Source organism: Sulfuricurvum sp. (assembly GCF_031427015.1).
In the GTDB taxonomy this organism is placed as follows: domain Bacteria; phylum Campylobacterota; class Campylobacteria; order Campylobacterales; family Sulfurimonadaceae; genus Sulfuricurvum.
In genome coordinates this window covers 24,532-51,161 of sequence record NZ_JASJOW010000006.1, presented here as the reverse complement: position 1 = coordinate 51,161, position 26,630 = coordinate 24,532, and the positions used below count along the sequence as shown (strand labels likewise).

26 protein-coding genes are annotated in these 26,630 nt (G+C 42.2%); 9 read left to right on the top strand and 17 right to left on the bottom strand.

What is annotated here, in order from left to right; all coding sequences use genetic code 11:
- Positions 1-83: 83 nt before the first annotated feature.
- Together RMO68_RS10590 and serB are read right to left on the bottom strand one after the other, a co-directional pair.
- Positions 84-425: a hypothetical protein gene (locus tag RMO68_RS10590; RefSeq protein WP_310440725.1), complete on the bottom strand. Its 342-nt coding sequence runs from the start codon at positions 423-425 to the stop codon at positions 84-86.
- A complete protein-coding gene (gene serB, locus RMO68_RS10585; RefSeq protein ID WP_310440724.1) occupies positions 425-1,054 on the bottom strand; it encodes a phosphoserine phosphatase SerB in 630 nt (209 codons plus the stop codon). Before serB ends, RMO68_RS10590 begins: the two co-directional genes overlap by 1 nt.
- A gap of 51 nt (positions 1,055-1,105) precedes the next feature.
- Between serB and RMO68_RS10580 the strand changes: the two genes are divergently transcribed.
- On the top strand, positions 1,106-2,008 hold the full coding sequence (locus RMO68_RS10580) for a methylenetetrahydrofolate reductase (RefSeq protein WP_310440723.1): 903 nt from the start codon (positions 1,106-1,108) through the stop codon (positions 2,006-2,008).
- A gap of 12 nt (positions 2,009-2,020) precedes the next feature.
- Here the strand turns inward: RMO68_RS10580 and RMO68_RS10575 are convergent, their stop codons facing one another.
- The gene (locus RMO68_RS10575) at positions 2,021-3,508 is read right to left on the bottom strand and encodes a P-loop NTPase fold protein (protein ID WP_310440722.1); all 1,488 of its coding nucleotides are present in this window, start codon (positions 3,506-3,508) and stop codon (positions 2,021-2,023) included.
- 216 nt (positions 3,509-3,724) lie between these two features.
- On the opposite strand from RMO68_RS10575, the gene serS reads away from it, so the two are divergent.
- Both serS and RMO68_RS10565 read left to right on the top strand, forming a co-directional pair.
- Complete coding sequence (gene serS, locus RMO68_RS10570) at positions 3,725-4,969, top strand: serine--tRNA ligase (RefSeq protein ID WP_310440721.1); 1,245 nt, start codon at positions 3,725-3,727, stop codon at positions 4,967-4,969.
- Between the two features lie 17 nt (positions 4,970-4,986).
- Positions 4,987-7,338, top strand: coding sequence for a tetratricopeptide repeat protein (locus RMO68_RS10565; RefSeq protein WP_310440720.1), 2,352 nt, complete (start codon positions 4,987-4,989; stop codon positions 7,336-7,338).
- On the opposite strand, the gene pssA is transcribed toward RMO68_RS10565, so the two are convergent.
- From pssA to RMO68_RS10525, 8 genes are all read right to left on the bottom strand, one after another.
- Positions 7,326-8,048 (bottom strand): CDP-diacylglycerol--serine O-phosphatidyltransferase, encoded by a 723-nt coding sequence (gene pssA, locus RMO68_RS10560; protein ID WP_310440719.1) that lies wholly within the window; start codon positions 8,046-8,048, stop codon positions 7,326-7,328. The two genes, RMO68_RS10565 and pssA, sit on opposite strands and share 13 nt — an antisense overlap.
- Before the next feature lie 55 nt (positions 8,049-8,103).
- Complete coding sequence (locus RMO68_RS10555; RefSeq protein WP_310440718.1) at positions 8,104-8,751, bottom strand: phosphatidylserine decarboxylase; 648 nt, start codon at positions 8,749-8,751, stop codon at positions 8,104-8,106.
- Positions 8,752-8,766: 15 nt separating this feature from the next.
- Positions 8,767-10,719 (bottom strand): ATP-dependent zinc metalloprotease FtsH, encoded by a 1,953-nt coding sequence (gene ftsH / locus RMO68_RS10550; RefSeq protein WP_310440717.1) that lies wholly within the window; start codon positions 10,717-10,719, stop codon positions 8,767-8,769.
- Between the two features lies 1 nt (position 10,720).
- Entirely contained in the window at positions 10,721-11,557 is an 837-nt protein-coding gene (locus RMO68_RS10545; RefSeq protein WP_310440716.1) for a 50S ribosomal protein L11 methyltransferase, read from the bottom strand.
- Positions 11,557-11,931 (bottom strand): chemotaxis response regulator CheY, encoded by a 375-nt coding sequence (locus RMO68_RS10540; RefSeq protein WP_310440715.1) that lies wholly within the window; start codon positions 11,929-11,931, stop codon positions 11,557-11,559. The genes RMO68_RS10545 and RMO68_RS10540 overlap by 1 nt, the downstream gene beginning before the upstream one ends.
- 72 nt (positions 11,932-12,003) lie before the next feature.
- Positions 12,004-12,702, bottom strand: coding sequence for a 1-(5-phosphoribosyl)-5-[(5-phosphoribosylamino)methylideneamino]imidazole-4-carboxamide isomerase (hisA, locus tag RMO68_RS10535; RefSeq protein ID WP_310440714.1), 699 nt, complete (start codon positions 12,700-12,702; stop codon positions 12,004-12,006).
- Between the two features lie 9 nt (positions 12,703-12,711).
- Positions 12,712-13,323: an imidazole glycerol phosphate synthase subunit HisH gene (gene hisH, locus RMO68_RS10530; protein WP_310440713.1), complete on the bottom strand. Its 612-nt coding sequence runs from the start codon at positions 13,321-13,323 to the stop codon at positions 12,712-12,714.
- Positions 13,320-14,228 carry a PDC sensor domain-containing protein gene (locus RMO68_RS10525; RefSeq protein WP_310440712.1) on the bottom strand — a complete coding sequence of 303 codons (909 nt, stop codon included), beginning with the start codon at positions 14,226-14,228 and terminating at the stop codon, positions 13,320-13,322. Before RMO68_RS10525 ends, hisH begins: the two co-directional genes overlap by 4 nt.
- Before the next feature lie 66 nt (positions 14,229-14,294).
- Here RMO68_RS10525 and waaC point away from each other — a divergent pair, with 66 nt between their 5' ends.
- Complete coding sequence (waaC, locus tag RMO68_RS10520; RefSeq protein ID WP_310440711.1) at positions 14,295-15,287, top strand: lipopolysaccharide heptosyltransferase I; 993 nt, start codon at positions 14,295-14,297, stop codon at positions 15,285-15,287.
- Positions 15,287-16,165: a lipid A biosynthesis lauroyl acyltransferase gene (locus RMO68_RS10515; protein ID WP_310440710.1), complete on the top strand. Its 879-nt coding sequence runs from the start codon at positions 15,287-15,289 to the stop codon at positions 16,163-16,165. Before waaC ends, RMO68_RS10515 begins: the two co-directional genes overlap by 1 nt.
- A 5-nt stretch (positions 16,166-16,170) precedes the next feature.
- On the opposite strand, the gene RMO68_RS10510 is transcribed toward RMO68_RS10515, so the two are convergent.
- Positions 16,171-16,857 (bottom strand): dUTP diphosphatase, encoded by a 687-nt coding sequence (locus RMO68_RS10510; protein ID WP_310440709.1) that lies wholly within the window; start codon positions 16,855-16,857, stop codon positions 16,171-16,173.
- Between the two features lie 56 nt (positions 16,858-16,913).
- Here RMO68_RS10510 and RMO68_RS10505 point away from each other — a divergent pair, with 56 nt between their 5' ends.
- Positions 16,914-17,090, top strand: coding sequence for a uracil-DNA glycosylase (locus RMO68_RS10505; protein ID WP_310440708.1), 177 nt, complete (start codon positions 16,914-16,916; stop codon positions 17,088-17,090).
- Here RMO68_RS10505 and RMO68_RS10500 read toward each other — a convergent pair.
- From RMO68_RS10500 to ovoA, 3 genes are read right to left on the bottom strand one after another with little or no spacing between them, the layout of a single operon-like run.
- Positions 17,068-17,475, bottom strand: a complete 408-nt coding sequence (locus RMO68_RS10500; protein ID WP_310440707.1) for a hypothetical protein — start codon at positions 17,473-17,475, stop codon at positions 17,068-17,070. The genes RMO68_RS10505 and RMO68_RS10500 overlap by 23 nt on opposite strands.
- A complete protein-coding gene (locus tag RMO68_RS10495; RefSeq protein WP_310440706.1) occupies positions 17,468-18,691 on the bottom strand; it encodes a pyridoxal phosphate-dependent aminotransferase in 1,224 nt (407 codons plus the stop codon). The genes RMO68_RS10500 and RMO68_RS10495 overlap by 8 nt, the downstream gene beginning before the upstream one ends.
- Entirely contained in the window at positions 18,627-20,045 is a 1,419-nt protein-coding gene (gene ovoA, locus RMO68_RS10490) for a 5-histidylcysteine sulfoxide synthase (protein WP_310440705.1), read from the bottom strand. Before ovoA ends, RMO68_RS10495 begins: the two co-directional genes overlap by 65 nt.
- 54 nt (positions 20,046-20,099) lie before the next feature.
- Between ovoA and RMO68_RS10485 the strand changes: the two genes are divergently transcribed.
- Both RMO68_RS10485 and RMO68_RS10480 read left to right on the top strand, forming a co-directional pair.
- Positions 20,100-20,243, top strand: coding sequence for a hypothetical protein (locus tag RMO68_RS10485; RefSeq protein WP_310440704.1), 144 nt, complete (start codon positions 20,100-20,102; stop codon positions 20,241-20,243).
- Between the two features lie 3 nt (positions 20,244-20,246).
- Positions 20,247-22,151, top strand: a complete 1,905-nt coding sequence (locus tag RMO68_RS10480) for a methyl-accepting chemotaxis protein (RefSeq protein ID WP_310440703.1) — start codon at positions 20,247-20,249, stop codon at positions 22,149-22,151.
- A 17-nt stretch (positions 22,152-22,168) separates the two neighbouring features.
- Here the strand turns inward: RMO68_RS10480 and RMO68_RS10475 are convergent, their stop codons facing one another.
- Positions 22,169-23,866, bottom strand: coding sequence for a bifunctional diguanylate cyclase/phosphodiesterase (locus RMO68_RS10475; protein ID WP_310440702.1), 1,698 nt, complete (start codon positions 23,864-23,866; stop codon positions 22,169-22,171).
- A 199-nt stretch (positions 23,867-24,065) separates the two neighbouring features.
- Between RMO68_RS10475 and pgeF the strand changes: the two genes are divergently transcribed.
- Positions 24,066-24,821: a peptidoglycan editing factor PgeF gene (gene pgeF / locus RMO68_RS10470; protein WP_310440701.1), complete on the top strand. Its 756-nt coding sequence runs from the start codon at positions 24,066-24,068 to the stop codon at positions 24,819-24,821.
- Here the strand turns inward: pgeF and dxs are convergent.
- Positions 24,808-26,625: a 1-deoxy-D-xylulose-5-phosphate synthase gene (gene dxs, locus RMO68_RS10465; RefSeq protein WP_310440700.1), complete on the bottom strand. Its 1,818-nt coding sequence runs from the start codon at positions 26,623-26,625 to the stop codon at positions 24,808-24,810. The two genes, pgeF and dxs, sit on opposite strands and share 14 nt — an antisense overlap.
- Between the last annotated feature and the right edge of the window lie 5 nt (positions 26,626-26,630).

Below are 26,630 nucleotides of genomic sequence, written 5' to 3'. Positions count from 1 at the left end.
AAAGAATAAATGGAGCTTTAACCGAATGTTAATATGATGCTTTTTTAGCATATTTTATCAAAAATGTATCAAACTCTCCCATTTTATTCTGCATCAACACTCGTGTCAACTTCTTCTTTTACTTTACTCGCACGGACTTCCAAGCGAATTTTATCTTGGCGAATTTTACGATACGCCTTATATTGTGCTTTGGTAAGTTCTTCGCCCGCCATCCCTACTTCTTTACCTATCTCTTCAGACGAAACTCCCGCTTCGTTCATCATTACCATTCTAAACTCTTTTTTAGTAAGGTGACGTTTCAGAGATGCATACAGTGCACGTTCATCATCACCGATCTCTACCGCACTGCACTCATAAAGGCGTGCCAATACTTCGCGGATGGTTTTCGTCGGGTTGTAGCGGAGCCACAATGAATTTTCTAACATTATGAAAATACCTTTGTAATAATTTGGGTGAGATCTTTCGTCTCAATGATAACATTCGCCTCTTTTTTGAGGATCTCTTTCGCGCAAAATGCGACGCGGATTCCGGCATGAGCAAACATAGAACGATCATTCGCGCCATCCCCCACCACCATCGTCTCCTCTGCGGCGACTCCGAAAAGCCCTTGCAATCGGACGAGCATATCCCCTTTGGAATAATCGAACATCATATCGCCGCCGACCAATCCCGTGAGCTTTCCGTCCTTCGAATGCAAAACATTCGAAAAATCGGCATCGTATCCGAGGATATCTTTCGCATACGATGTTGCCGTTCTAAAGCCGCCGCTGAAACAAACAACCTTAATACCGCGCTCTTTCAGTGCCGCGATTGTCTCTACCGCACCGTTCATATATGGCAAGTTTTGGCAGATCTCTTCGACAAGACCAAACTCCAACCCTTTTAAAAGCCCCACTCGTTGTTGGAGGGATTCGAAAAAATCGAGTTCACCGTTCATCGCTCGCTCAGTGATCGTACTCACTTGCTCGCCGATTCCAAGCGCTTCCGCAAAAAAGTCAATCGTCTCTCCATCCATGAGAGTAGAGTCAAAATCAAATACCGCTAATTTAATCAAAAGAGCCTATCCTGTTTGTTATAATGACGCAATTATATCCAAGGGTAGCTTTTGTTCGAATCATTTATACATAAACTCCGTCACGAGACCTATATCACCCTTGAGACGACACCATCACGCTCAGCTCAGTTTGAGCCGACAATTGAAAAAATTGCCGCATTGGGTCTTGATAAACTCATCGACGGATTCAGTACCACCGACAATCCTCTCGCCAAACTCAAATACAACGCCCTTTTCGCGGCAATGAAACTTCAAGAGCGCTTTGGAAAACCTACATTAGCAACCATGAGCATGCGCGACCGCAACCGTATCGCATTGCAATCCGATCTCCTCGGAGCAAATGAATCCAATGTCCGCGCCATCCTCGCCCTCACGGGTGACAGCGCTCATTATTCTGACCAACCGCATGCCAAAGGGGTATTCGAGGGGAACAGCAAACTCCTCCTCGACATCATCACCACCCTCAACAACGGAACCGACTTGGCGGAGCAAAAACTCCTCGCCCCCGTACAAGAGATTTATCCCTTTGCCGTTATCGATGCGTATGCCAAAAGTGCCACGACGTTGCAGAAAAAAATGACCAAAAAAGTGGCGCACGGGGCGATAGGCATTATCTCCCAACCCGTCTACGATCTCGAAAACGCCCGCAAACTGCTCGATATGATGGCAGAAGCCAACCGTGAAAACAGTGCTGAGTGCGTCCTCGTTTTGGGCTATTTTCCGATTACGAAACTCCGTACCGCACGATTTTTGGATGAAAATGTTCCTGGGATATTTGTACCCAGCACATGGGTCGAAGCACTCGAAGCCGCTTCGCTCATCAGCCCTGAGGAAGAGTACAAAGTCGGCTTTGACCTGAGTAAAACACTCTTTGAAGAGCTCAAAGCACTCCATCCGAAAATCCATATTATGACGGCCAATCAGTTTGAACTCGCCAAGGCGATTTTGAGCTAATCATTTTTATCTTTATGATAACTGTCCCGCTCGCAACACAAGATTTGGATAAACATTAGACTTGTCTGCTATTATTGTTACATGATTGTTTTGTTGAATATCAGCAACTAATCGATTAATAATATTAGAATATACAAATGTACCGTTTTGTTTTCTTTCATATAATTTATTCAAATCTTCGTTTAAAAATGAAAAATATGTATTAATTAAGTCACTTACCGAGTAGGACTCTATCCTTCGTTCTCTCAGAAAAACTCCCTGCTCATAAGTTACTACATTTGATTGAAATTTAATTGTCAAATTGAGTTTTAATTGATCCATACTGTCTCTAAAGAATGACTCTTTTTTGTTACTTTCAATATACTTATCAAACTCAGTATTAGAATGTTGTTTTAGCATTATCAAAAACAGCAAATATCCCAAGTGTATAGATTCAGAACTTTGCCATGTCAACACAATTGCTGATAAAACTGTCGCAACTTGTTCTTGATCTCTCAAACTCAATTTGAAAAAACTGGCATAGAGAGTAAACAGCTCAACATTGAGGTCTTTGTCTTTGTATAAATCTTGTTCCAAAGGTGAAAATAGTTTCTCATTTTTGGTAATACCGTGAAGTTCAAAAAGATAATGGGCAAAAGCATAATTATCTGGTTTAGTTAGGTTGTATTCTTGATCGAAAAAACGTTTTAAATAGCGCTCAGATGCAAAGTTTTGCCCATAAACAGCATTGATGGAGTGTGAAAGTTGTTTCGAATCGGTTGCGATGACAAAGACTATTCCTGGAATATCAAAAATATGTTTGATGTTTTCGAGCAACTCAATTGCATAACTAGGCCGACATCGATCTAACTCATCGATAAAAACAAACATCGGCAATTGTTTAGATGAAATATTTTTATCAATATAACTTAATAATTTCGCCATATTCTCTTTAAAAGTAATGATGCTTTTACGAACGGTTTCATGATCCACCAATGCTGATTCGGCTAATTTTGAAAACACCGATTCCACTGAGTCCTTTGTTGAATTATGATCAGTTTTTTCTATTTCTTGTTCATTTTTTGCATTTTCGTTGCTATCATCAGACTCTTCATTGAAATGATCATATGTTAATCCTGTAAGATTTTTGACAAGCATGGGAATGAGAAGTTTTTTTGATGTATTCCACACTTTCGTAAATAGTTGTTGACCTTTTTTACTTTTAGTAAGAAAAGGACTTAACGAAGTATTTATTTGTGAGATAAAAGCTAAAAGCGGCTGATCTGAATAATCGTTTTGCCATGCATCAAAATAGATGACAGGATGTTTTTGTGTTGCAAGTTCTTTGGAAAGGTTTTTTAAAAAATAGGTTTTTCCAAATCCCCATTCGGCATTGATATTTAATACAAAAGGCTTATTTGGTGTGTTTGCATAACGCTTTAAAAGATATTCGGACAGAAATTTGCCCTCATTCCGTCGGTTTAATAAATCATCTTCCCAAATAGCTTGTTTTTCTTCCATTTTACATCTCGTCAGCATTGTATTTTAGTACAGATAGTTTACAGTAAAATCATGCTTGTTACACAAGACAAAAAATAATTTGTCAATTGTTTTGACAAAATAAATATTGTCTGATTTTACTTATCGTAATATGCCTTCATTATGATCATAGAGAGAACAATTTTCAGCCTCTTTTGGCTATAATCGATCATTATTAAACAGCAGGAATATTCCCTTATGATCGATGTAAAACTTCTCCAGAAAAATTTTGACGAAACCGCTTCTGCGCTCATGCGTAAAAAAGTCTCAGCGGAAATAATCGCTGAACTGAAATCCGCCAATGAAACCCTCAAAACCGCTAAACTCGCTTACGAGACATTACAGGCCAAACAAAATGAGTTGAGTAAACTTTTCGGTCAGTATAAAAAAGAGGGAAAAAGTACCGACGAGTTGAAAATCGAAGTCGATGCGAACAAAGTAACCCTCAATGATCTCCTCGATACACAACGCTCCGCCGAAGAATCCCTCGATGCGATCATTATGCGTGTTCCGAACATTCCCGATGCAGACGTACCCGACGGTGCGGATGAAAACGATAATATCGAAATCCGCAAAGTTCTCACCCCTCCAACATTCACATTTACTCCTAAAGAGCACTGGGAATTGGCGGAGCAAAACGGCTGGATCGATTTTGAGCGCGGTGTCAAACTCGCCAAAAGCCGTTTCAGCGTTGTGGGCGGTATGGGTGCACGATTAGAGCGCGCATTGATCAATTTCATGCTCGATTTTAACCGTGAACGCGGTTTCGAAGAGTTCAGCGTTCCGATGCTCGTCAACCGCCGCGCATTAGAGGGGACGGGTCAGCTTCCGAAGTTTGAAGATGATTTGTTCAAAGTCGAAGAGGAAGAGCTTTATCTCATCCCGACGGCGGAAGTCCCTCTCACCAACCTCTATCAAGATGAGATTTTAAACGGTGCCGATTTGCCGATCAAAATGACGGGATACACCTCATGTTTCCGTAAAGAAGCAGGTTCCGGCGGTCGTGACGTGCGCGGGATGATCCGTCAGCATCAGTTTCACAAAGTTGAACTCGTCTCGATCACCCGTGCCGATCAAAGTGACGCTGTGTTTGAAGAGATGGTTGCGTGTGCTTCCGATCTCCTGAGTGCTCTTGGTCTCCCTCACCGTCTCGTCACTCTCTGTACGGGAGATTTAGGTTTCGGTGCGGCACGTACCGTCGATTTGGAAGTATGGTTACCGGGACAAAATACCTACCGTGAAATCAGTTCTGTCTCCAATACAAGAGATTTCCAAGCCCGTCGTGCGAAGATCCGCTACAAGGAAGAGGGAAAAAATATCCTTGCTCACACCCTAAACGGTTCAAGTTTAGCGGTCGGACGGACGATGATAGCTATTATGGAAAATTTCCAGCACGAAGACGGGACTATTACCATTCCGACTGTATTGCAAAAATACCTCTAAAGGGTTAAAGAGAGGCCATGGCAGAAGATCAAGAAGAGATAATTATTATTGAAGAGGCAGATGCAGCCGGTGTCGAAAAAACGGCAGCGGCAGCGGCTGAACCGATCAGTGAAAAACCGAGTCTGCTCAAAAATAAAAAAATTATTATCTTGGCCGCACTTGTACTTACGCTCCTTTTAGGAGCTGCCGGTATGATTTTTTTACTCACATCCGGTTCTGAAAAATCGGCGCAACCAACCCATGAGCAACCGATCGAAAAAGCAAAACCTTCTCAAGAAGACAACATCATTGAGCCCAGTGAACTGGAGAGTATGATTGAGCGTGCCAACTATCTTTACGCAAACGGAAATGCGAATGAAGCACTAAAGCTGTATGAAAAAATAGCCCTCTACTCCGAAGCGATATCCCAATACAATCTAGGTGTCGTTCAACTCAAAGAAGGTGAATACCAAGAAGCATTGGAGAATTTCAAACGTTCAATCGCCAACAGTGAAAATCGATGCGTCAGTGCCATCAATGCAGCGGTGTGCTGTCTCCATTTAAAACGGGAAAAAGAGTTCAATTATTATATGAATATGGCCCATTCCTATCTCCCCCAAGAGAGTAACTCTCCGATGTACTCGTATTATTATGCCCTGATCAACTATTACAAAGGAAATTACTTCGAAGCTCTGAGCGCTTTAAAGCACCCTACGACTGAAGAGTACCAAACAACACAAAACAAACTTCGCGCTAAAATCAGTGCCATGTTCGGAAGCTTCCGCGATGCTATCAGCGCCATGGAAAATATGTTTCAAGAAGAAGATTCTTTTTCATTGGGACTTATGTACGGGAATCTCGGAGATTTACCCTCGGCAAAAAAATATTTAAACGATGCGATTTTACAAAATGACAAACCGATCCAAGAGCGACTGGCATTAGCGTTCATTAATCTCAAATCAGGCCTTCATGAAGATGCGGCTAAATTAATTAAACAAACTACCGATGAATACCCGAATGAAGTCTATACCCCCTATCCGATCCGTGTCTTTTTAAAACCGTCTCTCTATAATCCAGATGACATTCAACGTCTCTATCGAGACTCAAAACAAGATAATCGTCTAAAAATTTATCAAAGTATCTTTTATTTTACCCCTTATAAAATTTTTAATGCAGACCAAACTCTCCGCTATATTCAAAAAGGAAATGCCAATATCTATATTGATGATATTGCCACGGCAAAAGAGTATCTTCAAACCAGTTCAAGTGCTTCCAGTGTCGATTACGGTATAGCTCTTTCGATACAAAAAGCGCTTAAATTTCGCCTCAGAGATGCCAATCAACAGCTTATTCAACTTTTAAAACGTAATCCTCAACATTCTATTTTGCATTACAATTTAGCTCTAACCTATGCACAAATGGGTGATATGTCAAAAGCGCATGATCACTTCTTACGCTCTTATTATCTTGATGCTAACAATTATATGTCCGGTATTTTTGCCATAATGTGTTCGGACATGATTGGTAAAAGTAATCCGAAACTCACCTCTATTCTTAAAGATAATCTCTCCCAAGAGCCTGAGAAAGAGGAATTTGAGCTTTACCGTACTTTATTAGACATCACCCAAAACAATATGCCTAGCGCATCTAAATGGCTCGATAACACCTATAAAGTGCGTCCTCTTTATCTTGCTCTTAACGTTGCTATTGCTACGGAGATGGATCAAAATGATATAGCACGTCTAAGTGCCAAAAAATTATCTGAACTTCAACCGCACGATATCCTTCCCCATCTGATGGTTATAGATACCCATTTCAGCGATCAAAAGCCAAAAGCATTTGCCACATCGGCAATCAACTATCTCAAAAAACAATCTTTTCATTATGATGATCTCTACTTCGGTCCTCAATTAACTCGGGATAAAGCGATCCTTATGTCGGTAATGACCGGACAACTTACCCCTTTTATCCAGCGTCTTGAAAGCAGACTTCAAATAACGGCAGATCATACAACTGATATTGTCGGAGCATTGGCACAAGCCTACTTCTACAATCAAGATTTTGAAAAATCGTATACCCTCTACAATCAGCTCATTGATACCCATAAAATTCGGGATGAACATACTCTATTTATGGGTGCATCCGCTTCTATCGGCTCAGAACATTATGAAAATGCGATTGCACTTTTAGAACTCTCTAAACTCAAAAATCCAGCCTATTTAGAGACTCGCTACGCGCTTGCACTTCTTTATATGCAGATTTATAATAACCCTGCTGCAGTCAACCAACTGATTAAAATGGGAAATACCGGCTTTATCTCCCGCTATTTTGATTTCGAAATTGATACCGAAAAACTCGCTAATGAGCCTAAAAAACATCACCCTCTGTAAATAAGACGTCTTAGTAAATAAAAAGAGGCACGCAGAGGTCCATAAAGCAAATATCCCGCTGCAAGTATTGCCAAAGCTTCTATCGGATAAATAAATACCCCCATGGCGATCACAATGAGCACTACCAAAAAACGCATCAAATGGAATGTTTTAAAGTTCATTTTTTTAAAACTCGGATAGCGAATATTGCTCACCATCAATATTGATAAAATAACGGCGAAGGGAAGGAGCAATATTTTTAAGTCGGTGATTTCACGGTAATGCTCTAGCAATAAAATAGCGATTGATATCATAATTGCGGCCGTAGGTATCGGTAAACCGATAAAAACACTCGGCTCAATTCGAGAGGTCATGACGTTAAATCGGGCTAATCGCACTGCACCGAAGATAATAAATAATGCGCTTACAACAATACCTATCCTACCATAGAACTCACCGATATACAAATAGAGTAATAATGCAGGAGCCACACCAAAAGCAACAATATCGGCAAGCGAATCAAATTCAACCCCAAAATGGCTTGCCGTATTGGTCATTCTCGCAACTCGCCCGTCCAGCCCATCAAAAACAAGGGCTAAAAAGATAAACCAAGCCGCTGGTTCAAAAGCACCTTCATAAGCCAAAGCAATTGCATAAAATCCGGTAAAAATAGAAGCCGCCGTAAAAAGGTTAGGGAGAAGGTACGCGATAGGGGGAGGGGTTTGACGCATAGAAAACTCCTTTTGCACAACAAAGAGAAGCGAAGAGATTTCTTCACTTCAGCACTTAGGCAGCGTTTAGATATCCAATAACACTTTCACCCGCACGAACGGTAGATCCGGCATTAATATTCAAACGGGTATTCTCAGGCAAGTAAATAACACTTCGCCCTTTGGCTAAGAAACCGTAACGACCGCCTTCTTTGAGTTTTTGGCTTTTTTCCACTTCAATACCTATCGGAAAACAGCTCTGCTCACTTAGATGTTCGATGTAGATTTCATCCCCTTTTGATGAACGGAACGAAATAACTGCTTTTTCATTCAACGTATCGGAAAGAGGATTATAAAGCGGTAACGATGCACCATGGCGGATTTTAAATCCTTCTACGGCGCAGTCAAAGGGAGCACGAAGCATTGAAACATCCCAAAGTGAGTTCATAATGGTCACTTTTGACATCTTATGATCATCCACCAAAGTCTCTTCTATGGATAATACTACGCCATCAACACTACTAATGATCGCATCTGCTTCCGTGACAGAGGTATTACGTTCAGGATTGCGAAAAATCATCAAAACGGCCAGTAATAATGCACCCGTAATAAACTGAAAAAGGTGCAATTCGGTCATTGTAAAAAACAAAAAGAAAGCGCCGATCACGCCTGATAAAAGCCATCCCCGAGAAGAGAGGATAAAGGTATCGTTTTGAACGCTCATCTTTGTCTCCTTTTTTTAATCGTCTATCACTATTTTTTTACTTGAAGGGGTCTCTTTACGCGGTTCAAGCTTCGTCTCGATGTTATTTTCCAGTTCGTATACCTCAATGATCTCACGTACCTGATCACCTGAAATATTCTCTTTGGCATAAAGAAGCTCAACAATTTTCTCAATGGCACCTTTATACTCTTCTAAACGATTTTTGACTTCGACATAACGTGTTTGAAGAGATTGCTTGATAAAAGTATCCATATCTTCAGCCATTTTATCACTGTATTCACGCCCTTGTGTCATTCCGCCGCCAAGGAAAGTACTACGCTGTTTTTCTAATACCATCAAACCTGCGACGTCACTCATACCGTACATTTGCACCATTGCTTTGATTATATCGGTAGAGCGCTCTAAATCGTTTGCAGCACCGGTAGAAATCTCCCCGATAAAGACCTCTTCCGCCGCACGTCCCGCTAAAAGAACATCGACTTCGGCCCAAAGTTCATGACGTTGCATCAAATACTTATTCTCTTCAGGGGTATTAAGGGTGTACCCCAATGCCGCCAATCCTCGAGGAACGATAGAGACTTTAGAGACTTTTTTTGCTCCCTTAGTGGTCTCAGCCAGCAAGGCATGTCCACTTTCATGGTAAGCCACAATCCGTTTCTCTTTTTCATCAATTCGACGACTTTTCTTGGACAATCCGGCAATCGCACGCTCAACGGCTTCACGCATATCCGCTTGACGAACTGTTTTTTGGCTTTTACGTCCGGCAAGTAGTGCCGCTTCATTGATAATGTTAGCTAGATCGGCTCCCGCAAGACCTGCAGTGAGACGGGCAATCTCTTCGAGATCAACATCCGCATCTTGTTTGACCCCTTTGACATGGACGTTAAGTATGTCGATACGTCCTTGATAATCGGGTTTATCTACCAATACTTGACGGTCAAATCGACCCGGACGAAGAAGAGCGGGGTCAAGAATTTCAGGTCGGTTGGTTGCCGCCAAAATAATGATCGGCGTATCGGTACCGAATCCGTCCATTTCTGCAAGAAGCTGATTTAGGGTTTGTTCCCGTTCATCATTTCCCCCCATCATACCGCCAGCTGCACGGCTTTTACCGATAGCATCGATTTCATCGATAAAAATGATTGACGGAGCATCTTTTTTCGCTTGTTCAAACAAATCACGTACACGCGCCGCACCGACACCGACAAACATTTCAATAAAGCTAGAACCCGATACGGAGAAAAACGGAACTTCCGCCTCTCCTGCGACTGCTTTAGCAAGCAATGTTTTACCGGTCCCCGGACTCCCTACAAGCAATACCCCTTTAGGAATTTTGGCACCCAACTCAACATAACGATCCGGAAATTTCAAGAAATCAACAATCTCCAAAACCTCTTCTTTTGCCTCTTGCGCTCCGGCAACATCATCAAATTTGGTTTTCGGCTTCTCAGAGTTGATCAGTTTTTTAGAATTCCCCATCCCCAAGATGCCGCCGCCCATGCTTTTTTGCATTCGTCCCGCAAAAAACATCCAAATTGCAATAATAATTAAGAACGGAAAAAGCCATCCGAACATTTCGGTAAACCAGTTACTTTCAGAAAACCCGACGTAATTGATCTGTTTTTCATCAAGTAACGGGATAAGAGTGGAATCAGGTCCTACAATGCGCGTAGTGTAAGCGACTTTTCCCGTTCCGTCATTTCCGATAGCCCGAATATACGTTTGTCCGATAGATACTTTTTCTACTTGTTTATTTTGGATAAGTCGTTTAAGATCTGCATAACTGATCTCTTGAGTACGGGTAACACTTTGACCTCCAAGTTTTCCGGAGAGGTCATTCTCATCACCGATGAGCGCTTTAAAAAGGATAATAACAACAATTGAAAAAATAGCAAAAGTGATTAAAGGATTTTTATTAAAAAAATTACCGTTTTTATCCGGATTCGGGTTCGATTCGTTTTGAGCCATATTATTCATTTCCTTTTTGAGTTACCACAAGGGTCACCCATTCGTTTTCAACAAGACGTTCTGTTAATTCAAAACTTTTGTATGCGCGGAGAACTTTATCTTCATATTTATCCATAATCCCTGAGAGGATTATTATCCCCCCCTCACGTAACCGTTTTTTAAGATCACTCGCGATAAATACCAATACATCGGCAACGATATTGGCAATGATTACATCATATTTTTCAGCCGTTTCATTAATCGGCCCTTCCCAAAGGCGGCGGTAAGCAATAGAGTTTTGTTCCGCATTGACCATGGCATTCTCTACCGAGAGAGGGTCGGTATCACACGCATCAACAAACGCACCTTTTTTGATTGCGGCAATCGCCAAAATACCGCTTCCACACCCGACATCCATCACTTCATCACCGGCTTTTACGTACTTGGCAATTCCGCGTAAACATGAAGCGGTTGTAGGATGGTGCCCCGTGCCAAACGCTAATGCAGGGTCGATAGCGATGTTCAGCATCCCTTCTTTCGGTGCTTCCCATGTCGGGTGGATATAAAACGGTGCAATTTCGATAGGGGTAATTCCCTGTTGATACTGTGCAATCCAATCGTCGTTCTTTTCTTTTGTGAGCGTCATCTCGACATCAACGACCTCACCTAGTGCACGTTGAAGCGCTTCAGCGAACTGCTCGATTCCCCACATGACCGTCTCTAGGTCTTCTTCACTACGGATAATAAATCCCTCATCGATCTCTTCAAATCCGACCGGCAATACATCCACAAGAAAATCACTAAATAACTCGATATGGGATGATGGTTTAACCACCAACATATAATAGTGATCTTGCATTAACCCTCAGTACCGAGTACAGCGGAGAGTTTTTCTTTGAGAACTTGAGGAGTAAACGGTTTAACAATATAGTTATTTACCCCTGCTTTAAGAGCGGTAATAACTTCCGCTTTTCCACCTTCTGTGGTTACCATAATGATCGGAAGATCCGTAAAGCGAGCATCCGCACGTACTTTTTTAACCAATTCCAAACCGTTCATCTCCGGCATATTCCAGTCTGTAATCAACATTCCCATATCGGGATTTTCATTCAGAACTGACCATCCTTGAACTCCGTCTTCACCTTCTAATACATCCTCATAACCGAGGCGTGAAAGTGTATTTTTGATAATTCGGCGCATTGTCGAACTATCATCTACAACCAATAATTTCAAAGCACGTCCTTTTGTTGATACATTTTTACAGAATTAATACCTAATAATAACCTAACCAACTTTGCGGTAAGTTTAAAAAAACTTATTGAGGTCAATTCTACCCTCATAAAATGCTTTTCCGACAATTACGCCGGAAACTTCACCGCTTTTTAGCAAAGCTTCAATGTCACTGCCATCTTTTACCCCGCCGCTAGCAATCGTCGGAATTCCTGAGGCTCTGGCAATTTCAAGGGTAAAATCGACATTTACGCCCGAAAGTGTACCGTCACGTCCCACATCGGTACAAATTATCGCTTCTACCCCCGCATCTGCGAACGCACGCGCCAAGTCAGCAGCTTTCATCGTACTTACTTCACCCCATCCCTCAACCGCAACATAACCGTCAATCGCATCGATCCCGACGACAATAGGATACTTAGCCGCCATTGATTTGACAAATTCAGGATCACGAAGGGCAATAGAACCTAGAATCAACCGATCTATCCCCAACTCCAAATAGCGTTTTATCGTCGCTTCATCACGAATCCCGCCGCCGAGTTGTAATTTAACATTGCAATTTTCACGAATGGCACGGATCTGCTCCAAATTTTTCGGCTCTCCCGCAAAAGCACCGTTCAAGTCAACCAAATGAACCCACTCTGCCCCCATCTCTTCAAATGTTTTAACGAGTTCCCATGGGGTATCGGAGTAGATTTTAGCACTCTCCATTAACCCTTTTGTAAGACGTACCGCTTTGCCGTCTTTAAGATCAATTGCCGGAAAAATAATCATTGGCATCCTTTATAAGTTAATAAAATTTTTAAGTATCGTGAGGCCGTTATCATGACTTTTTTCGGGGTGCGGCTGTATTCCCATTACATTTTCATGCGCAACGGCACTCGTAAATCGGTATCCGTACACCGATTCACCGATGCTATCCGTTTCATCCGTACAAAGAGCATGATACGAGTGAACAAAATAGAGATAATGGGCTTCATCCAATCCGTTAAAAAGAGGATGTTGCGATGTAAACATCCGATTCCACCCCATATGAGGAACCTTAAGCGGTGTATGAAAACGGCTCGTATCAAACGCCACGACCCGCCCTTTTATCAACCCTAGCCCCTCGGAAATACCGAACTCTTCACTCGATTCAAATAAAAGTTGCATCCCTAGACAAATTCCGAGTAGATATTTTCCGCTTGCGGCATATTCACGTACGGCTTGATCCATTCCTCGTGCACGCAAATGTTCCATCGCATCAGCGAATGCACCGACACCGGGGAGAATAATTCGGTCATACGACCTGAGTCTTTCGGGATCGGATTCGACAACTACCTTTTCTCCCAAAAGATCAAAAGCATTTTTAACACTGGCGAGATTGCCCATGTTGTAATCAACAATTGCTATCAACGGTGTTCTCCTAAATTTGTAAAACGGATGTAGATCGCAAGACCCACAAGGAGCATGGCCACTCCCCCTATAATATAAATCGCATTCACAAGCATATGGGGTTCGGTCATTGCAAATTTAAAGACAAGCATCAAAGCCTCAATCGAGAGTGCGATAATAATCGAACCTAAAAATCGAACCATGGTTTTATGGATACTCGAAGCGGGATCACTTTTGGGACGTCCCAGCACTTCCTCTTCAAAGAGCGTTTTTACTAAATCCAATATCGCCAAAGAGAGTGTTAGTAAAATAGTCGCTTCGAAAATATCTTTAATCTCGATCCGATCATAATGACCCATTCCGTACGATAAAAACCCCTCGATTCCTTTGACGAACAGTAATAAAGCGACAAGAGAAAGAACAACGGTAAACGCGGCATATGCCAATCTAAAAAAGCGCCCTGCCCCTGATTCAAGCGCCATAGGATGGGCGATTTTCAGCACCTCCGCTAAGGGCATATCAATACAGGCGACATAAACGATTTCACCGTGTTCATCAAATATCGGTTCCGATGCCGTGACTGTCAGCTCATCATTTAGCAATGAAGGGTACGGATCGGTAATCGTACATCTGCGCTCGTGCATAGCACGGTAATAATACGCCCGTGTCGAACGACTGACACCGATATCTTCTTCTTTTTTTCCACTTTTTAGGTAGGTCGGAGTGACTTGATTCCCTTTATCATCAAGCAGATAGGCCGCTTCAAGTCCCTGAAGATCGCCCCGTATTTTTAATAAACGGGCCGTCAGCGACTCAATCGAAACGGAAGGGAGATGATTAGGGAGATTTTTATGAAATAAATAACAAAAATAGGCTCGTGCTTTCGGGCGAATTTCTGCGAACTGTTGAATATCTTGAACAACCATAATCTCCCCTTTTGTTCTACCTGTAATTGATGCGGATTGTAGCTTAGTTGCGCTATAGTTATGCTTATGAATACGCATTTTCGAATCGCCATTGTACGGCTCAGCGCACTAGGTGACATTGTCAATACTGCCGTTGTCTTACAAATCATCCATAAATATTATCCTCAAGCAACCGTTGATTGGTACGTTGAAGAGGTGTTTGCACCGATTTTAAAAGATCATCCTCTTCTTCATGAAGTCATTGCGCTTCCGCTGAAACGGATTAAAAAAACGAAAAGCCTTACCCTCCTGAGGGAGACAATTCAAAATCTCAGAGCACGCCCATCTTATGATCAGATTATTGATGCGCAAGGGCTTGTAAAATCAGCACTCGTTACCTATTTTTTAAAAGGGGATGTACACGGATTTGATCGCTTCAGCGCACGTGAGAGATTTGCCGCTTGGTTTTACGATACCGCCTCTTCTATCCCCTATGAGCTGAATGTCATCAAGCGTAACGTCCAAGTGATTACCGAAGCGTTGAAAATTCCTTATGACGAGAACGATATTTTCTACAAAAAGCCCCTTTTCCCCTCGTATCCAAAACCGGTCTGGATGGAAGATTCACAAAAAAGTATCGCTTGTGTAATCGGGGCTTCGTGGCCGAGTAAATGCTATCCAAAAGAGCATTTTGCAACACTTTGCTCAACCCTTCCCTACCCGTGTTATTTGGTTTGGGGAAATGAAGCAGAACGGCTAGATGCACAATGGATTGCGGAAAATGCTTCCAATGCCATTTTAACTCCAAAAATGTCATTAAAAGAACTGGTCAGTTTTATCAGCCATTGTGATCTCATTATCGGGAACGATACAGGCCCGACCCATATGGCGTGGGCTATGAATAAAGCTTCCATTACCCTTTTCGGTCCTACGAATGAGAGGATGATTTTCCCGACCGTTATCAATCTTGGGATAAAATCCCCCTCAACGGTCAATATTTTAAAAATCAACCGCAATGATTTTTCAATCCGCGACATTGACCCTTCGGTTATACTCAAAAAAGCCAAGGAACTTTTGTAATGCTTTTATTTCGACTCTTTATGTTGATCGATGCTTTTTTAATGGCACTTCCCCACTCCTGGCGTAAGGGAATTTTTACCGCTTTAGCGGAACTGGCGCATCGATTAGCTCCTAAACGCAATAAGGTGATCCAACAAAATCTCTCCTTTGCCTTTAAAAATGAACTCTCAGTGAATGTAAAAAAGGAGATTGAACGCTATTGCTACCGAAATTTAGCCCTTAATCTCCTCCAAACCATGGAAAATCGACATAATACGGCAGAAGATATCGCAAAAAAAGTAACCTTTGTAAACCGTGAAAAAGTAGAGGAAATTTTATCCCATGGCCGCGGAATTATATTTGTTTCTGCCCATTTTGGTAATTGGGAACTCGGAGGAGCCGCCTTATCTTCACTCATAACCCCTATAACTTCAATATACAAAGGTTTTAAACGTCCGGAGTTTGACTCTTATTTATTTGAAGCGAGAACGGCTCATAGGATGATACTTGCCGAAAAAAACGGTGCACTCAAACATATGGCAAAAGCACTTAAAAATAACGGTTCCGTTTTAATTATGATGGATCAAGGGAGCAACGCAAAATACGGGGTTTCGGCCGATTTTTTCGGTCATCCGACTTATCACTCCTCAACTGCGGCACACTTAGCGGGTAAATTCAATACGCCGATCGTAGGGGTATACATAACGACTGAAGATGAAGAAAACTACACTTTAACCTTTGAAGACCCTATAGAAGTTACAGGAACGGATGAAGAGACGATTACAGAGGCGACCACAAAACAGGTCAACACTCTTGAGCGGGTTGTTCGACACTATCCAACATTATGGTTTTGGTGCCATAAACGGTGGAAAGGCGAATACAAAGATATCTATCAATAAGGCTTTTATGCCGGATAAGCCGCTTTAAGCGCTTCGTACAATCCATCCGGTGTCATATCGGGGTTCGCTTCCCATGCACTCTTCATAACGGCATTGTCTTCCGATCCGTTCCATATCTTAATATAGCTTCCCTCTTTGTATCCGTGATCTTGGCGAAATTGGTTAAGGATATTTTTACCGACATACAAGCGGTAAAGCCCTGTCACGTTGAGTGCTCCCAAATACGCCAATTCAAAAAATTCTTCAATCAATGCCCCGATCATCTCAGGAGAGAGTGGAATAAGTGAAAGGCGCATAACGTTTTCGATTTTCGTCATTAAAATATCATCGTTTCCAAATTGCAAAGCCGTCTCACTCATAAGCTTTTGATACTCCGGTGTTTTAAACATCCGCTCTGCAAGCTCTTCAATACTCTCAGCTCCGTTATTGTAGGTAAACTCTAAGACCAAACTCATCACAAAATGCCATACATCGACAATCTCGATTTGAAGATTTTCATAATCGGTCTCTTGCGCAATACTTTTCCAGTGCTTCCAACCGAACGAATCGATCATCTCCGCCGATTCCATCGTAATACAACGGCGCCAATTGATCTTTTTACCGTGTTTGGTAACCCCTTTTTCCCACCCGTTACCGTTTGTGGCATCGTTCAATTTTTGCTGAAGTTCTAACATACAGAGTAATTTATTCATTTAATTCCTTTTGACTGCCCATTTTAATTTGCAAATTATACGCTAATATTTCATCCATGGAAAAAATAAATTGTCATAAGTGCACCTATTATTTTGTTACATGGGAAGCTCATCAGCCTCACGGATGCAAAGCGTACGGGTTTAAAGCAAAGATGATCCCCTCAATGGTCGTTCAAAGTTCCAGTGGCGCGCCGTGTAGTTACTTTACCCCTAAAACTCCCGTTTCCAAATAATTTTTTTTCCGAAACCCAAGGTATTATCGGTCATTTTGACCTCATCGAGCCGTATTACCCACAATGTTGGATTCATAATCCGTGCATACGGGAAAGCTCCGAAATAGAGTTCATACGCTTTTGTTTCCGCTTTAGCCATCACGCCACGAAACTGTATTCCTTGAATTTTCCCCACCATTTTAGTCTCTAGTGCCACCGTTCCCGCTACGTTTGAATCACATGCAACATTTCGCATATGTTCTGTCGTCTCCTCAGAAGCAACAATAAAAGAGATCCGCTCCGAATCATACGCATAAAACATCGAACAACACCATAATCGCTCCCCAATCGTCGCAAGAGAGAGGAGATGATGTTCATCAATGAAGCGCTCTATTTTTTCAATCATTTAAAGCCCTGTCTAACCGATCCAATGCTTCCGTAAGGACGAACGCAGGAACCGCAAAATTGAGTCGCATAAACCCACTCCCCTCTTTACCGAAACTAAGTCCCGGACTGAGACCAAGCCCCGCTTTGCAAACAAAAAATTCCCGCAGTTCACGATCACCTAATCCTAGTGATTTACAATCAAGCCATGCTAAATAAGTTGCTTCTGGGGGACGAAATTTAATACGGGGATGTGCCTCACACCACGTTTCGATTATTTTGATATTAGCGCTCAAATGTTCCACTAACTTCGTATGCCAGCTTTTCCCAGCGGTGTACGCTGCCTCGAACGCAACATGCGAAAGTACCGCTCCATCTCCGAAATGGACACGATGACGTTCTTTGTCGTACGCTTCTCTAAGTGTTTCGGAGGGGATACACACCGTTGAGATCGAAAACCCCGCCATATTAAATGTTTTTCCGGGACCTAATAACGTAATCGTATTCTCTAAAAGCTCTTCAGAGAGTGCCGCGATTGGAAGATGACGATGAGGTTCAAATACGATATCCGAATGAATTTCATCGCTAATAATACGGATATTATGTTCCAAACACAATGCACCGAGAGCATTCAGTTCATCACGACTCCATACCCGTCCTATCGGATTATGAGGAGAGCACAGCAATAAAAGTTTCGTTTTCGGGGTTATTTGGGAGGCTAAAGCATTGATATCAAAACGGTAGATTCCCTCATCATCCTGTTTTAGCGGATGAAGGATCAAATGACGATTATTATCGCGTACCATAGAATAAAAGGGGGGGTAAACGGGATCCATTACGATCACCTCATCTCCCTCTTCACTTAAAGCACGAATCGCACATCCGATCGAAGCGACGACGGAGGGGAAGTAGCTGAGCCATTCACGTTTTATCTCAAAACCATGATGTTCCCGCATCCAACCGATCTGTGCTTCGTAGGCGCTATCGCTCATGATCTCATATCCGAGTATCGGATGATGAAGCAACCGTTCTTGCACCGCATGAATCACACATTCAGGAGTCGCGATATCCATATCGGCTACCCACATCGGTTGTACCGTTTCAGTGCCGAAGAGTCTCTGCCTCAAGGTGTATTTTTCAGCATTAGAGCCGCTACGCTCTATAAATCGAAATTCATCCATACCGTTTTTTCCATACAGTGTACATCTGATCAATCCGAGTATACTTTTTTGCTTCATCTTCTGTGTTTCCGATGACGTATCGAAATCCTGCATGTTGGATAAAATGACGGCGAAAGGCGTATCGTGATGTACGGATAATTTCATTTCCTGTTGAAATCCACGATCCCCCTTTCATCAAATTGTGTTTTCCATCAAACGTAGGTTCTGAAAAATCGTCATACCACGGATGGGTTACAAACCCCTCATACGCATCCATCTGCGTTTGTGTCCATTGCCATACATTTCCTACGACATCATAAAGTTCCCCGTGGGCAAACGTATCGACGGGAACGGAAGAGGCAAAATGGGCCAAGTTAAGGTTGGAGTGCTGATCCTCAAATATCTCCTCTGAAACACCTCCCTCTTTCGCCATCATTTCCCACTCTGCTTCGGTAGGGAGACGATAGACTTCACCCTCTTGTGCACTCTTCCAACGGCAAAATGCTTCCGCTTCGAGAGCATTCACCTCTACCGGCCAATTGTAAGGCATCGGTATCTCTTGGGTTAAGGTACGATACGTAAAACTGCCGTCGCCTTGCGGAATCCAAAATGGGGGACATAGTGCATGGCGAATTTGAAGATAACGCAACCCCTCTTCATCCCACCAACGCCGAGTCGTGTATCCCTCTGCTCTCACGAAATCCATAAACTCGCCATTGCTTACCAAATATTTGGAGGTTGAAAACGGCTTAACATTCACAACAAGACGACCGTATTCATTATCCCAACCGTAAAGACCCTGATCGTCGGCACCTTTTCCTAAACGTACCTCACCGCCGTTAAAAGAAACCATACTGTTTTCAGGGCTATCCCCTACTATCGGACAAATCGGAAAATCCGCATGAGGTTTTATAAAGGCTAAAGGCATCTGACGATGAAGCACGCTTGAGGTTTCAATATGGATTCGCTCATGCTCAATTCCCATCCATATTGCCCAAAGCGGATTATCTTTAGTAATCGGCAACGTCATAGGCAGTGTAGCGATCATCTCATCCACTACGTGACGAACTTTTTTGCGATATTCTCGTACTTCGTCAATACTCGGCCATTGGAGCGTATCACTGCTAGCATCCCACGTCATTTCATCGACTCCGACCGCAAAAAGCTTTTCAAAATAGGGGTTGATCCGCTCTTCAAGTCCACCTGAAGCTATCAGCTTATTAATGTAAAAAATTGCCGTATGACCAAAATAAAAAATCATCGGATGTCGTGTCGGTTCAGATTGCAGATAAAAAACGTCATCTGATTTTAAAAATTCAAAAAGTGACTCGAAAATAGTATAACTCTGATGAAAATAGTTTTTCAACTCTTCACGTTTAAGGGTACAATCCGACCCATCCAAACGTACTGACTTCATCTGTCTTTGTAACACAGTCCTATCCTTATTCCAGTTTCAATGTATTTTATCCTATTTACGGTATCCCGAATGGGTAAATTTAGTTTCTCTCTTTATGAACCTTACCGTTTGGCTCAAGATTCTATTGCAGAAATAGAAAAAAATATTATAATAGCACCCTATCTTATTTTGTATTCTTATATCGATAAGTACCCGTTATTAAAAAAAGGTTAAATAATGTTAAACAACATCCTTTATCATCTCAGTATTCGTCAACGAATGCGTTATCTTGTTATTGCCGCAACATTTTCCGTCGTCGGAGCCGCTGTTTTTGTTTTTTTCGCCCTCAAAAGCATTGAATCCCAATACGATGATCTCCAAACCAACTCAACAGAAGGGGCATTGCTGGCACTGGAGATCGAAAAAGATCTCAACTACGTCAGTCGTACCAGCCGAGATATCATGCTCGGAGGGAGCTATGATAAGAATATAGCCAAACTCGGCGAACGGATTGAAAAAATCAATGCTGCATTTGCTAAGCTTGAAAAAACCTCAACCGATCAAAAATCTAAAGTATTACTTGAACATGCGAAACACAGTACAACCCAATTTTTAGACAATTCCTACACGATGATGAAGTCACTTGATCCGGATTCAATAACCGCCAACAGTATTGAAATCTATGCCCAATATAAAAAAGATCTCACCCCCTATGCCGATGCATCACGTGATGATTTTGAACAAGTAGTAAAAATAAAACAAGCCGCACTTGCCGATGCCTCTGAAAATTTGCATGGTGAAATCAGTTTTTATAAACTTTTTGTACTGATATCGGGAATCACGGTAGCCGCTATTATATTTGCCTTTGCAAGTCTCATTCAAGCCTCTATTATTACCGCTTTAGAAAACTTTACCCGTGTCATCAAACAAGTGGCGGAAGGTAATTTCTCCAATACCCATATCGATGTCAGTCCCGGTACGGAACTTGGAATTATGGCTGATGCCCTTCAACAACTTCTTTCCCAAATAGAGAATTTTATCTCCCAAATTAACACCTCTATCACCAATGCTACCGTCGGTGACTTTTCACACCCTATCAGTGATGTAGGAATGCACGGAGCTTTTGTCGATGCACTCTCACATGTCAAAGAGAGCATCGCCGTTATGGAAGTCCAAGAACTCAAAAAACGTCATGATGCTATGAATGCCGAACTGAGTCATCTGAGTATACAGGTTACCGAGAGCCTCAGTGTTATCCAAGAAGACCTCCAAAAAAATATTCAAAATTTAAAAGAGGTGACCTCCGCAACCAAAGATGCCGCGACGTTAGCGGATGGAAGTCGCCAAAGTATCGGAGAGATTATTGACGAGCTCAGTAAACTCACCGAAAAAGTCAGTAACAATAACGATGCTATTAATCATATTGCCAACCGCACTACGGAAATCTCCTCCATCATCCAGCTTATCACCGATATTGCCGATCAGACCAATCTATTGGCACTCAACGCAGCGATTGAAGCGGCACGTGCCGGAGAACACGGACGCGGGTTTGCCGTGGTTGCCGATGAAGTGCGCAAACTTGCCGAACGTACCCATAAAGCAACCGGAGAGATCTCCGTCTCGATTAATTCACTCCAGCAAGACATGAGTGATATCCAAACCAGTGCCGAAGAGATGAATACGGTAGTAGACAGCTCAAGCGATAAAATCAATAAGTTCGAGCACACCCTCATTCACCTTAATGAAAGTTCGTCATGCATCGTGAATTCTTCATATAAAATGGAGAACAGCGTCTTTATCGTACTGGCAAAAATCGAACATATTCTCTACAAATCGCGTGCATATAACAGTGTTATGACCTGCGGGCATCAACTTGATACGATGGATACCCACCAGTGCCGTATGGGTCAATGGTATGATAATGAGGGGAAACGCCGTTTCGGAAAAACTACCAGCTATCCAAAACTAAAAGATCCGCATGAAAAAGTTCATCAAAAAGCAAATGAAAATCTAAAATTTGTCCAAACGTATGAAGGTAAATGTATCGACCATGGACCGAAAATTGTTGAAAACTTCAAAGAGATGGAACAAGCGTCACATGAATTGTTTATCCTCATGGACACAATGCTCTCAGAAGCCTAAAAAAAGAAAAGCGGGAGCTACTCGTTCATCGAGGAGGAAGGCTCTCCGAAATAATACCCTTGCATCGAATCAAGCTGAAACGGCTTGAGATAATTATAGACCTCTTCACAACAAACAAATTCAGCCACCGTTTTAATATTCAATTTGGTGGCGAATTCAATAATCGTCTCTGTTATGAGCTGCGAAATCGGATTGGTATTAATATCACGAATGATAGAACCGTCGATTTTGATGTAGTCGATGTCAAGCTTCGTAATGTACGCAAAATTTGAGTACCCTGCCCCAAAATCATCTAATGCAATCTGCACCCCGTATTTTTTGACCTCTTGGATAAAAGAGTTAACTACATCATAGTTTTCAATCCCTTCCGACTCCAAAATTTCAAAAATAACCTGATGACTCCCCGAAAACTGTCGTACTTTATTGATGATGTATTCATACATAACGGTATCGTTAATATCTTCGATCGAGAGATTAATCGTACAGACTCTATCCGGATTCATTTTGAGCGTATCAAACACCTTATCAATCATAATCATCGTGATACGATGATACAACTTAACTTTTTTAGAAATGTTCAGAAAGTGGATAGGGGAAATAACACTCCCATCCTCTTCAATAATTCGAACAAGTGCTTCATATTTTTCAATTTTGAGGGTTTCGGCATTGACGATCGGCTGATAAAAAGGGACGATACGATCTTCCTCGATTGCACTCCGTAACCGTTTGATCCATAAAAGATTTTTTTCATAATCTTCTTTGATATGGAACAATTCATCATAAACAATGTAGTTACGCCGCATTTTCTTGGCACGCTTTAATGCCATATCTGCCCGTAAGAGGAGATTTTGCTCCTCCGAGGCATCAGAGAGGGCTACCCCCATTGTCATACTTAAGCTAATCTGCTGATTTTGTACCGTAAAAATATTACCGCTCATCCAATGAGAGAGGTCATCTACAAATACTTCAATTTCGGATAATGAAAATTCTCCGCTGATAAGGATAACGTATTCATCCACCGGAAGTTTATATATAACAACCTCTTCCCAACGCTTCGACAACTCATCTAAAGCCCTAGCCAAATCACATAAAAGTCCATCTCCGATCCCATGACCGTAAAACGTGTTAAGCTCATTAAAACTGTCAATATTTAGAAGAATCATTGCATGAGGTATATTTGATTTCTCGATATCATCCAGTAATTTGAGACGGTTTGGAAGTCCCGTAAGGGCATTGTGCAAGAGACGATGGGTAAGCTCATTAGTCCGCTCTTCAATAATATTTTGGAGATCGTTTGCATAACGCTCTTGCTTGGCTTTAGATTCAAGAAGCTCTCTATTTAGTTCATGCAGGGAGGTCAAATCACGAACACTTACCACAATAGTATGCATGGTATTTTGCTCATCGTAAAGGGCTTGAACATTTTTTGATATATGGACTAATGAGCCGTCTTTGCGTTTAAAGACAGTCTCTTGATCATTACAATAGCCGTTTTGAGTTATATCCGCCATACAGCTGGTGAGGATATTCAAATCCCCAAGCCACTCCGTGATTGAGGTACCGATTAACTCTTCGGATGTTAGGTTAAGAAGTTTATAAAAAGCAGGATTTGCATATTGAATAGTTAGATTGGTATCGAGAGTGAACATACCATCAGGCATTTGTTCGAGGATATCATGTACGAGAATACTTTTTGTACTTTTGTATGCTCCCATGAAATCCCTTTTATAAAATAATTAAATATTATCCTGTAATAGATATTAACTTTAGATGAATTGCATTATTTACTTATAACCAGAGGGATTATAAGCATCAATTTTACTAATAAATTGTATCGTTTAGTATCGGCAAAAGTTCTGAAAAATAAAATGGGTTTAATACCAACTAAAACGCTTCAGAGGTATACTCCTCCTTATGAAAACGATCCCTTCATCTCTTTTATCAGCTTACCCGAAAATTACTGCCGCTTTTACGACACGGCATGGAGGCATATCATCCGCTCCATATAACTCTGCCAATTTTGCTTTTCATGTCGGCGACAACCCTTTGGATGTTATTAAAAACCATGATCTCCTCTCTGCTACATTGAGCTATGAGCGGAATCGACTGATCCATATGCGCCAAATCCACTCCGATCGAATCGTAATAATCGATGGAACATTCGACTTCGATACCCCGCCGGAGTGCGATGCCCTTATCACGAATCTCTCTCATATCCCGCTCATGGTGATGAGTGCTGATTGCACCCCTATCTTGCTGTATGATCCGATCCGTCACGTTTGTGCGGCTATTCATGCGGGACGTGCGGGTGCACTGAATGAAATCCTCCCAAAGACCATTCAAAAAATAGAAGAGTATTTTGAATCATCCCGTGAAAATATGCAGATTATTTTAGGACCTTCTATCCAGGGATGCTGTTATGAAATCAATGAGACTATTGCGCAAGAGACAAAAGAAAAAGGGTACGCTTGTGCATTACGAAGAGAGGAGGAGAAAGTATTTTTAGACGTCAATACCATTTTACTGAACCAATTAGAGAAGCTCGCTATTGATCCGACGCATATCGAAGTTATTGGAGAGTGTACCTCATGCAAAAGCGATGAGTATTTTTCCTATCGAGCAGATCGACAGCATACGGGGAGAATTGCAGGGGTAATTATCCTCCGATAACTCGTAATGCTAATTGTTCGGGAAGAAGTCCCAAAGACTCTTCTACGAGCTTGGTGTTGCCGTGTTTGATAAACACATCTTCGTATTCGAAACTCACAACCTGTACATCTGTAATTTTCTCTTCTGAGAGCCACTCTAGCAATGCGCTCCCTACCCCACCAAGTCGGGCTGAATCACTAAAAACATACCATTGTTTATATTTTTGTGCCATTTGACGCAACATCTGCGTATCCAAAGGCTTCACGAATCGCAAATCAAGCAATGAGGGCTTCTCTTCCATCAGTTCAATGGTTTGTGCCGCACGTCCGACACCGTTGCCGTAGCCGATAAACAATCGGCTGGAGTCGTTTGAAAGTAGAAGCTGTGACTTCCCTCGCTCACACGGGATGGATGCAGGAAGCTCCGCTTCAAAAAATGCCCCTCTCGGATAGCGAATCGCACACGGATGCGCATAATTGGAAGCGAATTCAACAATCTGGTGAAAGGAGAGTTCATCACGCGGTGCACAAAGTGTCATATTAGGGATAAGACGTAGAAAACTGATATCGTATGCCCCTTGATGGGTTTCACCGTCTTCTCCTACGATTCCGGCACGATCAAGGGCAAATACGACCGGTAAATCCATTAAACATACATCATGGATCACCTGATCAAACCCGCGTTGCAAAAAAGTTGAATAGATCGTACAAAACGGTTTAAATCCCTCTTTGGCCAATGACCCCATCGACGTAACGGCATGCTGTTCGGCAATCGCCACGTCCCAAAAACGGTCGGGGTATTTTTCCATAAGTGCCGACAATCCTGTTCCGCTCGGCATAGCTGCGGTAACCCCAACGATTTTATCGTTTTTATCAGCCTGTACCATAAGGGCATCCGCATAAATCTGCGTAGCGCTTTTGGCTGAACTTTTGGCATTTGCCGTACCGCTTTTCAGATCAAACGGTGAGACGCCGTGCCATTTTTCATGTTTACCCTCGGCAATCTCATACCCTTTGCCCTTAATGGTTTGGATATGGACAAGCACCGGTTTACCCATCCCTTTAGCCGTTTCAAACGTCTCGATGAGTGATTTAAGATCATGCCCGTCAATGGGACCGATATACTCAATCCCCATCTCCTCAAACATAATCCCCGGAGTGATGAGTTTAAACGACTCTTCAAACCGCTTTGCCAGATAATGGGCCCCTTCTCCGAAATTATCGACAAACTGTTCTGTTTTACGTTTGAATCGCTGATAAAACGGACTGGCCATTGCAGAACTGAGCATTCGGCTGATCGCACCGATCGGTTTGGCGATACTCATTTCATTATCGTTGAGGATAATAATCATCGGGTATTTACGATCTCCCAGTTCATTCATCGCTTCATACGCCATCCCTGCCGACATTGCACCATCACCGATCACCACAACGGGGATACGACTCTTTTGCTCATTTTTCAATGCAATCGCTTTGGCTGCCCCTACCCCTAAAGAGATCGAAGTGGAACTGTGCCCCGCGACAAAATAATCGCTTTTTGATTCTGAAGGTTTCGTATAACCGCTCAGACCCCCAAATTGGCGAAGTGTCGCAAACTCTTCCCAACGCTCTGTTAAAAGTTTATGGGCATACGCTTGATGGGATACATCAAAGATAAAAGGATCACGTGTTGAATCAAATACTTTATGCATCGCTACGATAATCTCTGTAGCACCCAACGTAGAGCTCAAATGACCGCCGTTGGTACTTACTACCTCTAAAATACGATCCCGTATTTTTTGAGACAATGATTCCAACTGCGGTAAAGTATAATTTTTAATATTCATTCTAA